Source organism: Chromobacterium sp. Panama, from assembly GCF_003052555.1.
In the GTDB taxonomy this organism is placed as follows: Bacteria; Pseudomonadota; Gammaproteobacteria; order Burkholderiales; family Chromobacteriaceae; genus Chromobacterium.
The window spans coordinates 2,706,905-2,720,107 of record NZ_QARX01000001.1; the positions used below are offsets into that span (position 1 = coordinate 2,706,905).

Below are 13,203 nucleotides of genomic sequence, written 5' to 3' on the forward strand. Positions count from 1 at the left end.
GCGGGCGCGCGCTCAGCCCTTCAAGCCGAGGCCGCCCGCCGTCCCCGCGCTAGCCAGTCCTGCACCGCCGGCCGCCGCCATTGGCGCTCGGCGTAGGCGGCCAAGCGCGGCGGCAGCGCATCGTCGTATTGCAGCCGTTTCAGCATTAGCGCGAGATCGGTATCGGCCAGACACCAGGCGCCGAACAGCTCGCCGCCGTCGGCCGGCAGCAATTGCTCCGCGGCCGCGATCAGCTTGCCGGCCGCCTGGCGCGCTTCCGGCGCCAGCGTGCCCGCCGCCGGACGCAGAAACACCACCTCGGTGTTGCGGTCTTCCCGCAGCGCCATCAGATCGCTGCGCAGCCAGGCTTGCAGCTGGCGCGCGCGAGCGCGCTGGCGCAAGTCCTGCGGGTATAGCCGCGCGCGTTCGGGATAAGCGTCTTCCAGATATTCGGCAATGGCCGAGGATTCGCTGAGACGGAACTCGCCGTCTTCCAGCATGGGCACGCGGGCGGTCAGCGACTGACGCCGATAGTCGGCCGCCAGATTGGCCTGCGCCTCCAGGCTGACGGTCGATAGTTCGAAAGTCAGCCCCTTTTCTTTCAGGGCGACAAAGGCGGACAGCGCGTAAGGGCTGAGAAAACGGGAATCGACATGCAGCAGCATCGGAGCCTCCGGGACGGGGACAATGGACTCCCGATGCTAGCGACATGAGGCGCCGGACGCCAGCGCCAAAACGCGAACACTGCGTTCCGCCGCGCCGTCCGTCTTGTGACGCGGTTCACAAGCGCCTTGGCCGGAAGGGGCGTGAACCCTCGCTCTCAGCCGAACAGTCCGGTGGACAGGTAACGGTCGCCGCGGTCGCAGATGATGGAGACGATGACCGCGTTCTCCAGCTGACGCGACAGGCGCAGCGCCACCGCCAAGGCGCCGCCGGACGAAGGCCCGGCCAGGATGCCCTCCTCGCGCGCCAGTTGCCGCGCCATATCCTCGGCCTCCTGCTGGCCGACGTGCTGCAAATCGTCCAGTTGCGAGAAGTCGCAAATCTTGGGCACGTAAGGGTCTTCCCATTTACGGATGCCGGCGATCTGGCTGCCCGGCTCCGGATGCACGCCCACGATCTGGATCGCCGGATTTTGCTGCTTCAGATAGCGGCTGGTGCCCATGACGGTGCCGGTGGTGCCCATGCTGGACACGAAGTGGGTGACGCCGCCCCGGGTGTCATGCCAGATTTCCGGCCCGGTGCTTTCATAGTGGGCCAGCGGATTGTCCGGATTGGAGAATTGATCGAGGATGCGGCCCTGGCCGGCGGCTTCCATCTTGCGAGCCAGGTCGATGGAACCCGGCATGGAGGCTTCCTTGGGGGTCAGGACCACTTCCGCGCCGTAGGCGCGCATCGCCTGCACCCGCTCGGCGCTGGAGTTCTCCGGCATGATGAGGATCATCTTATAGCCCATCATCGCCGCCGCCATCGCCAACGCGATGCCGGTGTTGCCGCTGGTGGGTTCGATCAGCGTATCGCCCGGCTGAATCTCGCCGCGCTCTTCCGCGCGACGGATCATGGACAGCGCCGGCCGGTCTTTGACCGAGCCCGCCGGGTTATTGCCTTCCAGCTTGACCAGCACGATGTTGCTGGTGACGCCGGGCAGGCGCTTGAGTCTGACCAAGGGGGTGTGGCCGACGAAATCTTCCAGATGCTTGTACACGACGCGTTCTCCAACGGGGAACGGCCATTATACCGATTGGCTATCAGCAAAGACGGAATCCTTATGTCTAAGCAAATAACCGTTGCTGCAACTATCAGCCCGCGGACGCTTCCGCCAGCATCGCCAGCAAGTCCTCAGGGAAATAGCGCGCGCCGGACGCGGCCAGTTCCTCCGGCGGCCACCAACGGCCCCGCCCCATCACCCGCCGCTCAAGCTCGGTCCAGCCGCCGTCGTCCAGCCTCGCGTGTTCAACGCGGATCAGGAAGAAATGCTCAAGCGCCCGCACCCGTTCTCCGTCCAACAGCGTCAACTCGAATGAGCGGCGGGCCACCGGCGAGCCGGGATCGGCGATAAGGTGACCGGTCTCTTCACGGCATTCGCGCCGGGCCGCGTCCGCCAGGCTTTCGCCGGCTTCGAGTTCGCCGCCCGGCGTGAACCAGTATTCGGCCCGGTCCGCCGGCTGGTAGGGAAAGAGCAGCACCCTGCCCGCCGGGTCCAGCATCAGCAGCCGCGCCGCCTGCCGGACGCGCAGCGTCATTGCTTGATCAGCCAATCCACGTAGCGATCCACGCCCTGCTCGACGTCAAACAGCTCGGCGCCGTAACCGGCGCTGCGCAGTTTGCCGATGTCGGCCTGGGTGAAACTCTGATATTTGCCCTTGAGCGCGTCCGGGAAGTCCACGTATTCGACGATGCCCTGAGCCGCCATCTCGTCCAGGCTCAGCGCCGGCTGGCCGTCATGGCGGCGGCAGGCGTTGACAGTGGCCACGGCCACGTCGTTGAACGGCTGCGAGCGGCCGGAACCCAGGTTGAAGATGCCGCTCTTTTCCGGGTGGTCCAGGAAATAAAGATTGATCTTGGCCACATCCTCCACCGACACGAAGTCGCGGCTTTGCATGCCGTTGCCCCAGCCGTCCCAGCCGCCGAACAGCTTGACCTTGCCGTGTTCGCGATACTGATTGAAGTGGTGGAAGGCCACCGAGGCCATCCGGCCCTTGTGCTGCTCGCGCGGGCCGTAGACGTTGAAATAGCGGAAGCCCACCGCCTGCGCGCTCAGGCCTTCCTTCATGCGTTGACGCAGCACTTGGTCGAACAGGAATTTGGAATAGCCGTAGACATTGAGCGGGCCTTCGTACTGGCGCTCTTCCTTGAACACGGTGCCCTTGCCGTAGGTGGCGGCGCTGGAGGCGTAGAGGAACTGAATCTCCTCGTGCTGACAGTAGTCGAACAGGGCCAGCGTGTACTGATAGTTGTTATCCATCATGTACTTGCCGTCGTGGTTCATGGTGTCGGAACACGCGCCCTGGTGCAGGATGGCGGACAGTTCGCCCTCAAACTCGCCTTCCAGCAGCAAGGCCAGGAAGTCGTGCTTGTCCATATAGTGGGCGATTTCGCAATCCACCAGATTGCGGAACTTGTCGCCGCTGGACAGATTGTCCACGGCGATGATGTCGGTGACGCCGCGCTCGTTCAGCGCCTTGACCAGGTTGGAACCGATAAAACCGGCGGCGCCGGTGACGACGATAGTCATGTTTTGCCTTTCCGCCGCCGGCCATCGCCGACGGCGCGAGAATATTGCTGCGCGTTTAAAAACCGGCGCCGGGCTCGGCCAGATAGGCCTTCTCGTCCGGCGTGTCCGTCCGGCCCAGCGCGGCGTTGCGATGCGGGAAGCGTCCGAAGCGGACGATCACGTCCCGGTGGCGGTGCGCGTAATCGATAAAACTCGCCATGGCCGCGTCCTCGGCCATGGCTTCAAACAAGCGCACGGCTTCGTCCTGATCCGCCAGCGACTCGCTGTGCTCGAACGGCAGATAGACGAAGGTGCGGGCGATATGCGGCAGTTGCCGGTCCAGGCCGCGCGCCACCATCTCGCGCGCCAGCGCCAGCGCCTGGCCGTCGGTGGCGAAGGCCTCGGCCGAGCCGCGGAACAGATTGCGCGGAAATTGATCGGTCAGAATCAGCCAGGCCAGACCGCGGCGAGCGTCGCCGGCCTCCGCCGGCAGTTCCCCGGCGCGCGCCTGTCGCCACGCGTCCAGGAAGCGTTCGCGGATAATGCCGTCGAACACTTCATCCTTCTTGAACCAGGCGCTGCGCGGCACCGACAGGAAACTGTCGTCGCCGCCGCCAAACCAGAACGCCAAGATGGCATCGGTATAGTGCTGCATGTGTTCTCCTTCAGGATCCAGCCTGACTGGACGGGATCACACGGCGAAAAGTTCGCGCTGGCTGCACACCGCGGTGCCCAGCTTGCCCACCACCACGCCGGCGGCGGCGTTGGCGAGACTCATCGCCACCGGCAGCGGCTGGCCGGCGGCCAGCCCCAGGCCCAGCGTGCCGATCACGGTGTCGCCGGCGCCGGACACGTCGTAGACTTCGCGCGCGAAGGTGGGCTGATGCACCACGCCCTCGTCGCGGAACAAGGTCATGCCCTCCTCGCTGCGCGTCACCAGCAAGGCGTCCAGCGCCAAGTCCGCGCGCAAGGCCTGCGCCTTGGCGGTCAGCTCGCTCTCCGACGCCCAGCGGCCGGCCACCTGGCGGAACTCGCTGCGATTGGGCGTCAACAGCGTGGCGCCGGCGTATTTGCTGTAGTCGTCGCCCTTGGGGTCGATCAACACCGGCTTGCCGGCCTGGCGCGCCAGTTCGATCATCTTGCTGACGTGGGTCAGCCCGCCCTTGCCGTAATCGGACAGGATCACCACGTCGTGCTCGGCCAGGATCTGCTGATACTCTTCCAGCTTGCCGGCCAGGATCTCATGGCTGGGCGCGTCCTCGAAGTCGAGGCGGATCAGCTGTTGCTGCCGCGCCACCACGCGCAACTTGATGGTGGTGGCGATGCTGGGGTCGCGCTTCAGCGAGGTGGCGATGCCGTCCGCGGCCAGCAGGCGCTCCAGCGCCGAGGCGGCTTCGTCGTCGCCCACCACCGACAGCAAGGTGGCCTTGCCGCCCAGGCCGGCGATATTGCGCGCCACGTTGGCGGCGCCGCCGGCGCGCTCTTCAATGCGCTCGATCTTGGCCACCGGCACCGGCGCTTCCGGCGAAATGCGGGTGGCGTCGCCGAACCAATAACGGTCCAGCATCACATCGCCCACCACCAGGACTTTCGCTTCCGCCAGTTCGGCGGCCAGTTTGGAGCTGTCCAGCCCCAGGTCTTGCATCAGGCCCATGATTATCCTCAGCGGCCGATCGCGAAGTAATCGAAGCCCTGCTCGCGCATCCAGGCCGGATCGTACATATTGCGGCCATCGAACACCAAGGGCTGCTTCAGCGCTTGCTTGACCGCACTCAGGTCCGGCGCGCGGAACATCTTCCATTCGGTGACGATCAGCAAGGCGTCGGCCTGCCGCAACGCCGCCATCATGTCGTCGGCGAAGCTCAGGCCGGCGATGTCGCCCATCACCCGTTGCGCTTCATGGATGGCCACCGGATCGAAGGCCACCACTTCCGCGCCGCGGCGGCTCAGTTCTTCCGCGATCACGCGGCTGGGCGCTTCGCGCATATCGTCGGTGTTGGGCTTGAAGGCCAGGCCCCACATCGCGAAGCGGCGGCCGGACAGATCTTGGCCGAAACGCGCCAGCACCTTGTCCACCAGGCGCAGCTTTTGCAGATCGTTGGCCTCTTCCACCGCGCTCAACACGCGCAAGTCATGGCCGTTTTCCTTGGCGGTCTGCACCAGGGCCTTGACGTCCTTGGGGAAGCAGGAACCGCCGTAGCCCACGCCCGGATACAGGAAGTGATAGCCGATGCGCGGATCCGAGCCCATGCCCAACCGCACCTGCTCGATGTCGGCGCCCAGGCTCTCGGCCAGATTGGCCAGTTCGTTCATGAAGGAGATGCGCGTCGCCAGCATGGCGTTGGCCGCGTACTTGGTCAGTTCGGCGGAGCGCACGTCCATCAGCAGCACGCGCTCGTGATTGCGCTGGAACGGCGCGTACAGCCGGCGCATCATCGCGGCCGCGCGCTCGTCGTCTACGCCGATCACCACGCGGTCCGGGCGCATGAAGTCGTCAATGGCCGCGCCTTCCTTCAGGAATTCCGGGTTGGACACCACGCTGAATTCCAACGCCTCGCCGCGCTCGGCCAGGGTTTCCGCCACCGCCGCCTTGACCAGGTCGGCGGTGCCCACCGGCACCGTGGACTTGTCGACAATGACCTTGTAGTCCGTCATGTGGCGGCCGATATTGCGCGCGGCGGCCAGCACGTATTGCAGGTCGGCGGAGCCGTCCTCGTCCGGCGGAGTGCCGACGGCGATGAACTGCACGTCGCCGAAGGCCACAGACTCGGCGATGTCGGTGGTGAAGCTGAGCCGGCCGGCGGCGACGTTGCGCCGCACCATGTCTTCCAGACCGGGTTCGAAAATCGGAATGCCGCCCTGTTTCAGGATGGCGATCTTATTGGGATCCACATCCAGGCAGCACACGTGATAGCCGGTTTCCGCCAGACACGTGCCGGTCACCAGACCGACATACCCCGTACCGATAACTGTGATTTTCATATTTTATTGAGCCTGATAGTGCTGAATGTCTTGATTGATCGCGCGCAACACGGCCAGCGGGTCGGCGGCGCGGGTGATGGGCCGGCCTATCACCAGATAATCGGAGCCTGCGGCCAGCGCGGTCGTCGGCGTCATCACCCGGCGCTGATCGTCGGCTACGCTGTCCGCCAGGCGGATGCCCGGCGTCACCAGTTTGAATTCGCGGCCCAGCGCGGCTTTCAGTTCGCCGGCTTCCTGGGCCGAACACACCACGCCGTCCAGCCCGCAGTCGCGGGTCAGCGCGGCCAGCCGCAACACATGCTCTTGCGGCGACGCGGCGATGCCGATTTCGGCCAGATCCGCCGCTTCCATGCTGGTCAGCACCGTCACCGCGATCAAGAGCGGACGCTGGCTGTACGGCGCCAGCGCCTCGCGCGCGGCCTCCATCATCCGGCGGCCGCCGGAGGCGTGCACATTGACCATCCAGACGCCGGCTTCCGCCGCCGCCTTGCAAGCATGGGCCACGGTATTGGGAATATCGTGGAACTTCAAATCCAGAAACACCTGAAACCCTCTGGCCACCAGACTCTCCACCAGGCTGCGGCCGGAGGAGGTGAACAGCTCCTTGCCCACCTTGAGGCGACACTCGCTCGGGTCCAGGCGGCTGGCGAAGCGCAAGGCGCTGTCCGCGTCGGCAAAGTCCAGGGCCACGACGACGGGCGAAGTCGGCTGCGCCGCGTCGGCTGCGATCAAAGGATTCATGCTTGCTCCATTCTTGCCGCCGACGCTCGCCGACGGCCGGTATTCAAATCAGCGCAGCCGCTCTCTGGCGGCTGCACAACTATCCCTGCGCCCAAGCCGCTGACAACACCTCGCGGAGAAGCAGAGGCAAGGCGCGCAGACGTAAGCAGTACATCTAGGCGTTTTGTCAGCGGCGCTGCTGCTTACTGCGATTCCGTCCGGTTGGCGGTGAACCCCTCCCACTCGCCGCAGGCCGGGCAATGCCAGAAGAAGGCGCGCGAGCGGAAGTTGCAGCATTTGCAACGGTGCACGCTCAGGCGCTGCGCGTGCTTGAGTACCAGCGCGCGCGCCACTTCCGCGTCCATCCGCCCTTCCGGGCTCAATTCGTCCATCTGCGCCTCGATCAAGCGGTAGACGCCGGACAGGCTGGGACGGGCGTGCACGCCCTCGCGCGCCACTTCCAGCGCTTTTTCCTCGCCCTCGTAAGTGGCGATCTTCTGGTACAGCAGATCGGTCAGTTCCAGCTGCGGGAATGTCTTCTGATAGCCGCGCAGCAAGGCGATGCCTTCCAGCGGCTTGTCCAGCCGCTCATAGGCGTCGAACAGCCGCTCGGCGGCCATCGACAAGTATTCGTAATTCTGCTTTTCAATGTTCTGCCAGGCCGCGATCGCCGCCTCCACATGACCGCCGGCGAACTCGATATCTCCGAGGATCAGGCTGGCGCGCACGCACTTGCGGTTGGCCGTGAACGCTTCTTCCACATAGTGGCGCGCTTGTTCGCTATTGGATTTGTACAACTCGCCCTGGGCCAGCTCGCAATAGAACTGCGCCACCTCGTGCTGGAAGGAATGCGCGTCGCTGCGCAGCTCCTTGGCGGTGGCGATGGCCTTGTGCCAATCGCGGTCCTGCTGGTAGATGTCCAGCAGCTGACGCCGCGCGGCCAGGCCCATATTGCCGTCCTGCAGCTTGATCAGAATCTCTTCCGCCCGGTCCACCAGGCCCGCTTTACGGAAATCCTGGGCCAGTTCGAAGCGCACCGCGTCGCGGTGCTCGGCCGGCAGATCCGGCGCGTCCAGCATGCGCTGATGCAGCCGGATGGCGCGGTCGTTCTCCCCGCGCTTGCGGTAGAGCTTGCCCAAGGTGTGCTGCAACTCCAGCGCCGACCCTTGCTGGCGCGCCACTTCGGCCAGGGCCGAGGCGGCGATATCGGTCTTGTCCTCCACCAGCGCGTCCAGGCCGCGGAAAAATCCGGTCGGCACCGCCTTCGCCTGTTTCAGCACCGTGCGCATGTCCACGCGCGCGGCAAACCAACCCAGGCCGAAAAAGGCCGGAAACAATAGCAACCACCACAAATCCAGTTCCAACAGCAATCCTTTCCGGACAAACAACAACAGCCGCTCCCGGGCGGCATCATCAAGAACGACGGATTCCATCGCGGCGGCGCCTAGGCGCGGCGCCGGCTCGCTCCGCCGCTCGCGCTAGGCTCAATCGGCGATCGCGTCGCTGGGGTCGCTGATCACCTTGCTGGCGGGGGGACGGTTGCGCAATTCTTTTTTCAATTGGGACAGCTCTTTCCGGCTGCGCAGATAATAGCCGAGCGTGGCGAGCAGACCGACCAGCGCGCCAACCACGAAAAACAGCAGCAGAAACACAATCAGCGGCGCGGACCAGGACTGGCCGAAGAACAATTTGAATTCAACCGCATGGCTGTTTTGCACGGTGACCGCGATCAGGAATACCAACAGGGCCAATTCAACGATACGAAGCAGGTAACGCATGATCTCGCTCGATTTGTTTGCCGGAGTGCAAGTTTAAACGATAGCCCGGCGCAACCCAAGCTGGAATTTCAGCCGCGCAAAGAAAAAGCGCCGCAAAAAGCGGCGCTTCGGATTCGCTAGACAGGGCTTGAACGCCTAGGCTTCGCTCTGCTCCAACAGGGACAGATCGACGCGTTCGCGCAATTCTTTACCCGCCTTGAAATGCGGCACATATTTCTCAGGAACCGAGACGCTGGTGCCCGACTTGGGGTTGCGGCCAATCCGCGGCGGACGGTAGTTCAAATCGAAACTGCCGAAACCGCGGATTTCAATCCGGTTTCCCTGCGCCAGGTTATTGGCCATCGCATCCAAAATGGTTTTGACAGCCAACTCAGCGTCTTTGTAGACCAACTGAGAATTGCGCTCGGCGAGTCGTTCCGACAGCCTAGCGATCAGCTCAGATTTGGTCATGTCTCAATTACTCGTTAGAGCCGGACAGTTTTGCCTTCAGCAGGGCACCCAGATTGGTGGTGCCAGCGGAAGCGCTGTCAACGGACAGGCTCTTCAGAGCAACGTTGTCTTCCTGAGCGTCTTTAGCCTTGATGGACAGGCTGATGTTGCGGGACTTGCGGTCCACGGCAATGATCACGGCTTCCACTTCTTCGCCGTCCTTCAGAACGGAGCGAGCGTCTTCCACGCGGTCGCGGGACAGTTCGGAAGCGCGCAGGTAGCCTTCAACATCGGTGTCCAGAGTCACGACGGCGCCTTTGGCGTCAACGGACTTCACGGTGCCCTTAACCAGAGCGCCCTTGTCGTTCATCGCAACGAAGTTGTTGAACGGATCGCCTTCCATCTGCTTGATGCCCAGGGAAATGCGCTCTTTCTCAACGTCGATGGACAGAACAACGGCTTCAACCTCGTCGCCCTTCTTGAACTTGCGCACGGCTTCTTCGCCAGCTTCGTTCCAGGACAGGTCGGACAGGTGAACCAGGCCGTCGATGCCGCCCGGCAGGCCAACGAACACGCCGAAGTCGGTGATGGACTTGATCGCGCCCTTCAGCTTGTCGCCTTTGTGGAAGTTGTCGGCAAACTCGTTCCACGGGTTGGCCAGGCACTGCTTCATGCCCAGGGAGATGCGACGACGGTCTTCGTCGATTTCCAGGATCATGACTTCCACTTCGTCGCCAACCTGAACAACCTTGGACGGGTGTACGTTCTTGTTGGTCCAGTCCATTTCGGACACGTGCACCAGGCCTTCGATACCCTGTTCGATTTCCACGAACGCGCCGTAGTCGGTCAGGTTGGTCACCTTGCCGAACAGACGGGTGCCGGACGGGTAGCGGCGGGACAGGCCCACCCACGGATCTTCGCCCAGTTGCTTCAGACCCAGGGATACGCGGTTCTTCTCTTGGTCGAACTTCAGTACCTTGGCTTCCACTTCGTCGCCCACGGCCAGAACTTCGGACGGGTGCTTCACGCGGCGCCATGCCAGGTCGGTGATGTGCAGCAGGCCATCGATGCCGCCCAGGTCAACGAACGCACCGTAGTCGGTGATGTTCTTGACGATACCCTTGATGATGGCGCCCTCTTTCAGGGTTTCCAGCAGAGCTTTGCGCTCTTCGCCCAGGGTTTCTTCCAGCACGGAACGACGGGACACAACAACGTTGTTGCGCTTGCGATCCAGCTTGATGACCTTGAATTCGATCTGTTTGTTTTCGTACGGGGTGGTGTCTTTCACCGGACGCACGTCAACCAGGGAACCCGGCAGGAAGGCGCGGATGCCGTTGACCATAACGGTCAGGCCGCCTTTGACTTTGCCGCTGATCAGACCGGACAGGATCTTGCCGGTTTCCAGAGCCTCTTCCAGCTCCACCCAAGCGGCCAGGCGCTTGGCTTTTTCGCGGGACAGCTTGGTTTCGCCAAAGCCGTTTTCCAGCGCGTCGATGGCGACGGTAACGAAGTCGCCGATGGCCACTTCGACCACGCCTTGGTCGTTCTTGAATTCTTCAGCCGGAATCAGGGACTCGGACTTGAGGCCTGCGTTCACGGTTACAAAGTTGGAATCAACTGCCACCACTTCGGCAGTGATCACCTCGCCCACGCGCATGTCGTGAAGGGTCAGGCTTTCCTCAAACAGCTGAGCGAAGTTTTCCATGGAGAGGGTAGTCATCAAGCGTACTCTCGGTGCGCGCCTTGCGGCGTGCGGGGTTAGGGTTGCACAACGGGTTTATTGCCTTGCAGCATTTTCACCCGACAAAAAAATCATAGGCCGGAGACCTGTCTTTCCTCGAACCAACGTAGAACCTGTGCGACCGCCTGGTCGATGGTCAGCTCCGTGGTGTCGAGCAAAAAGGCGTCCGGCTCCTGGCGCAGCGGCGCTACCGGCCGGGCGGCATCGCGCGCGTCCCGATCGATAATGTCCTGCAGAATCCGTGGGAGATTAGCAGAATCTCCCTTGCCGATCAACTGCTTATAGCGGCGCTCGGCGCGTTCCTCGGCGCTGGCGGTCAAAAACACCTTCAAGGCGGCGGCGGGAAACACCACCGAACCCATGTCGCGACCGTCCGTCACCAGGCCCGGCAACTGGCAGAAATCGCGTTGGCGCTGCAACAGCGCGGCGCGCACCGCCGGCAGCGCGCCCACCTTGGACGCGCCGATGCCGATTTCCTCGCTGCGTATCGCCGCGCTGGCGTCGTTGCTCTCCAGCCACACCGCCCCGTCGGCGAACTCCACCGGCAAGCCGGAGGCGGCCGCGGCCAGGCCCGGCTCGTCGTCCCAGCCTATATTGTGACGCTGCGCGAACAGCGCCAGCAGCCGGTAGAGCGAGCCCGAATCCAGATAATGAAACCCCAGCCGCGCGGCGACCAGGGCGGCGACGGTGCCCTTGCCCGAGGCGGACGGGCCGTCGATGGCGATGACAGGTGCGGTCATGTACAGACGATGTCCTTGCAGAAATTCGCGCCGGCCGCCGCGACTGGCAACCGGCCAAACCGTCGATTTTATCTCAAAGCCGCGGGCCGGCGCAGCAAGATTCTACGACGCGCGCCGCGCCGACGCGCCGCCACGCGGGTTTGCGCAAAGACCTTCCTGGCGGTTACATTGTCCGACGGGCGCCGCGTCGCCCTTCGCCAACCCCAAGAACACAAGATCCCGAACCGCCATGGAACAACTGCATCTCGCCCCCGTCCTCCGCCTGTCCGGCGCCATCAAGCTCCCCGGCTCGAAAAGCATCTCCAACCGCACCCTGCTGCTGGCCGCGCTGGGCAGCGGCAGCACCCTGGTGCGCGATCTGCTGGATTCGGACGACATCCGCCACATGCTGGCGGCGCTGAAGCTGCTGGGCGTGGAGATCGAACAGATAGGCGACAGCCGCGACTTCCGCGTGCAGGGCGTGGGCGGCGAATTTCCGGTTAAAAGCGCAGATCTGTTCCTCGGCAACGCCGGCACCGCCTTCCGCCCGCTGACCGCCGCGCTGGCGCTGATGCAGGGCGACTACCAACTCAGCGGCGTGCCGCGCATGCACGAACGGCCGATCGGCGATCTGGTGGACGCGCTGCGCGTGGCCGGCGCCAAGATTCAGTACCAAGGCCAGCCCGGCTACCCGCCGCTGACCATCGCGCCGGCGCAACTGGAGGCCGGCCGGGTCATCCCGGTCAAGGGCAATGTGTCCAGCCAGTTCCTCACCGCCTTGCTGATGGCGCTGCCGCTGACCGGCGAAACCGCGGTCATCGAAGTCAGCGGCGAGCTGATCTCCAAGCCCTATATCGAAATCACCCTCAATCTGATGGCGCGCTTCGGCGTGCGGGTTGAGCGCGACGGCTGGCGCCGCTTCACCATCCCCGGCGGCCAGACTTATATTTCCCCGGGAGAGGTTCACGTGGAAGGCGACGCCTCCAGCGCGTCCTATTTCCTCGCCGCCGGCGCGCTGGCGGGCGGCCCGGTGCGGGTGGAGGGCGTGGGCGCGGACAGCATTCAGGGCGACGTCAAGTTCGCCGACGCGCTGCGCCTGATGGGCGCCGAAGTCAGCATGGGGCCCAATTGGATAGAAGCCCGCGCCAGCCTCCCGCTCAAGGCGATAGACGCCGACTTCAACCACATCCCGGACGCGGCGATGACCTTGGCGGTGGCGGCGCTGGCCGCCGACGGCACCAGCACGCTGCGCAATATCGAAAGCTGGCGCGTCAAGGAAACCGACCGCCTGAGTGCGATGGCCGCCGAGCTGCGCAAGGTCGGCGCCGTGGTGGAAGAAGGCCAGGACTACATCCGCATCACCCCGCCGCCGGCCTTGACGCCGAACGCCGAGATCGACACCTACGACGACCACCGCATGGCGATGTGCTTCTCCCTGATTTCGCTGCTGGGCGCCCCGGTCACCATCAACGACCCCAAATGCGTGGCCAAGACCTTCCCCGATTACTTCGACGCGCTGGCCGCGCTGAGCGCTCAGGCGTAAACGCCGCAGCGCCCCGATTCAGCCCCGCCCCGGCGGGGCTTTGTTTTGCCCGCCGCTTGCGCCCTGCCCGCCGATAAAACACAATATATGGATCACAA

At 64.1% G+C, this 13,203-nt stretch carries 14 protein-coding genes; 1 reads left to right on the forward strand and 13 read right to left on the reverse strand.

All coding sequences use genetic code 11. The features are described 5' to 3' along the window. Positions 1-20: 20 nt before the first annotated feature. The 13 genes from yfcF to cmk form a co-directional block, all read right to left on the reverse strand. A complete protein-coding gene (gene yfcF / locus DB032_RS12150) occupies positions 21-644 on the reverse strand; it encodes a glutathione transferase (RefSeq protein WP_107799723.1) in 624 nt (207 codons plus the stop codon). Positions 645-799: 155 nt separating this feature from the next. Next, positions 800-1,684, reverse strand: coding sequence for a cysteine synthase CysM (gene cysM, locus DB032_RS12155; protein ID WP_107799724.1), 885 nt, complete (start codon positions 1,682-1,684; stop codon positions 800-802). 94 nt (positions 1,685-1,778) lie between these two features. Then, positions 1,779-2,222: an NUDIX hydrolase gene (locus tag DB032_RS12160; RefSeq protein WP_107799725.1), complete on the reverse strand. Its 444-nt coding sequence runs from the start codon at positions 2,220-2,222 to the stop codon at positions 1,779-1,781. After that, a complete protein-coding gene (gene rfaD / locus DB032_RS12165) occupies positions 2,219-3,214 on the reverse strand; it encodes an ADP-glyceromanno-heptose 6-epimerase (protein ID WP_107799726.1) in 996 nt (331 codons plus the stop codon). The genes DB032_RS12160 and rfaD overlap by 4 nt, the downstream gene beginning before the upstream one ends. A 55-nt stretch (positions 3,215-3,269) precedes the next feature. Continuing rightward, positions 3,270-3,848, reverse strand: coding sequence for a DUF924 family protein (locus DB032_RS12170; RefSeq protein WP_107799727.1), 579 nt, complete (start codon positions 3,846-3,848; stop codon positions 3,270-3,272). 36 nt (positions 3,849-3,884) lie between these two features. Further along, complete coding sequence (rfaE1, locus tag DB032_RS12175; RefSeq protein ID WP_107799728.1) at positions 3,885-4,847, reverse strand: D-glycero-beta-D-manno-heptose-7-phosphate kinase; 963 nt, start codon at positions 4,845-4,847, stop codon at positions 3,885-3,887. A gap of 8 nt (positions 4,848-4,855) precedes the next feature. After that, on the reverse strand, positions 4,856-6,175 hold the full coding sequence (locus tag DB032_RS12180; RefSeq protein ID WP_107799729.1) for a UDP-glucose/GDP-mannose dehydrogenase family protein: 1,320 nt from the start codon (positions 6,173-6,175) through the stop codon (positions 4,856-4,858). Positions 6,176-6,178: 3 nt separating this feature from the next. Continuing rightward, the gene (pyrF, locus tag DB032_RS12185; protein WP_107799730.1) at positions 6,179-6,916 is read right to left on the reverse strand and encodes an orotidine-5'-phosphate decarboxylase; all 738 of its coding nucleotides are present in this window, start codon (positions 6,914-6,916) and stop codon (positions 6,179-6,181) included. Between the two features lie 182 nt (positions 6,917-7,098). Beyond that, on the reverse strand, positions 7,099-8,259 hold the full coding sequence (gene lapB, locus DB032_RS12190) for a lipopolysaccharide assembly protein LapB (protein WP_199225882.1): 1,161 nt from the start codon (positions 8,257-8,259) through the stop codon (positions 7,099-7,101). 120 nt (positions 8,260-8,379) lie between these two features. Beyond that, positions 8,380-8,673, reverse strand: coding sequence for a lipopolysaccharide assembly LapA domain-containing protein (locus tag DB032_RS12195; RefSeq protein ID WP_019104285.1), 294 nt, complete (start codon positions 8,671-8,673; stop codon positions 8,380-8,382). Positions 8,674-8,808: 135 nt separating this feature from the next. Beyond that, positions 8,809-9,123: an integration host factor subunit beta gene (locus DB032_RS12200; RefSeq protein ID WP_019104286.1), complete on the reverse strand. Its 315-nt coding sequence runs from the start codon at positions 9,121-9,123 to the stop codon at positions 8,809-8,811. A gap of 7 nt (positions 9,124-9,130) precedes the next feature. Next, positions 9,131-10,822 (reverse strand): 30S ribosomal protein S1, encoded by a 1,692-nt coding sequence (gene rpsA / locus DB032_RS12205; protein ID WP_085951937.1) that lies wholly within the window; start codon positions 10,820-10,822, stop codon positions 9,131-9,133. Between the two features lie 92 nt (positions 10,823-10,914). Beyond that, positions 10,915-11,583, reverse strand: a complete 669-nt coding sequence (gene cmk / locus DB032_RS12210; protein ID WP_107799732.1) for a (d)CMP kinase — start codon at positions 11,581-11,583, stop codon at positions 10,915-10,917. A 229-nt stretch (positions 11,584-11,812) separates the two neighbouring features. On the opposite strand from cmk, the gene aroA reads away from it, so the two are divergent. Continuing rightward, complete coding sequence (aroA, locus tag DB032_RS12215; protein ID WP_107799733.1) at positions 11,813-13,105, forward strand: 3-phosphoshikimate 1-carboxyvinyltransferase; 1,293 nt, start codon at positions 11,813-11,815, stop codon at positions 13,103-13,105. Positions 13,106-13,203: the final 98 nt, after the last annotated feature.

Excerpts from the sequence above, each read along its gene's own strand:
- yfcF (WP_107799723.1), bottom strand. The coding sequence starts at position 644 with ATGCTGCTGCATGTCGATTCCCGTTTTCTCAGCCCTTACGCGCTGTCC.
- DB032_RS12160 (WP_107799725.1), bottom strand. The coding sequence starts at position 2,222 with ATGACGCTGCGCGTCCGGCAGGCGGCGCGGCTGCTGATGCTGGACCCG.
- rfaD (WP_107799726.1), bottom strand. The coding sequence starts at position 3,214 with ATGACTATCGTCGTCACCGGCGCCGCCGGTTTTATCGGTTCCAACCTG.
- DB032_RS12170 (WP_107799727.1), bottom strand. The coding sequence starts at position 3,848 with ATGCAGCACTATACCGATGCCATCTTGGCGTTCTGGTTTGGCGGCGGC.
- rfaE1 (WP_107799728.1), bottom strand. The coding sequence starts at position 4,847 with ATGGGCCTGATGCAAGACCTGGGGCTGGACAGCTCCAAACTGGCCGCC.
- DB032_RS12180 (WP_107799729.1), bottom strand. The coding sequence starts at position 6,175 with ATGAAAATCACAGTTATCGGTACGGGGTATGTCGGTCTGGTGACCGGC.
- pyrF (WP_107799730.1), bottom strand. The coding sequence starts at position 6,916 with ATGAATCCTTTGATCGCAGCCGACGCGGCGCAGCCGACTTCGCCCGTC.
- DB032_RS12195 (WP_019104285.1), bottom strand. The coding sequence starts at position 8,673 with ATGCGTTACCTGCTTCGTATCGTTGAATTGGCCCTGTTGGTATTCCTG.
- DB032_RS12200 (WP_019104286.1), bottom strand. The coding sequence starts at position 9,123 with ATGACCAAATCTGAGCTGATCGCTAGGCTGTCGGAACGACTCGCCGAG.
- rpsA (WP_085951937.1), bottom strand. The coding sequence starts at position 10,822 with ATGACTACCCTCTCCATGGAAAACTTCGCTCAGCTGTTTGAGGAAAGC.
- cmk (WP_107799732.1), bottom strand. The coding sequence starts at position 11,583 with ATGACCGCACCTGTCATCGCCATCGACGGCCCGTCCGCCTCGGGCAAG.
- aroA (WP_107799733.1), top strand. The coding sequence starts at position 11,813 with ATGGAACAACTGCATCTCGCCCCCGTCCTCCGCCTGTCCGGCGCCATC.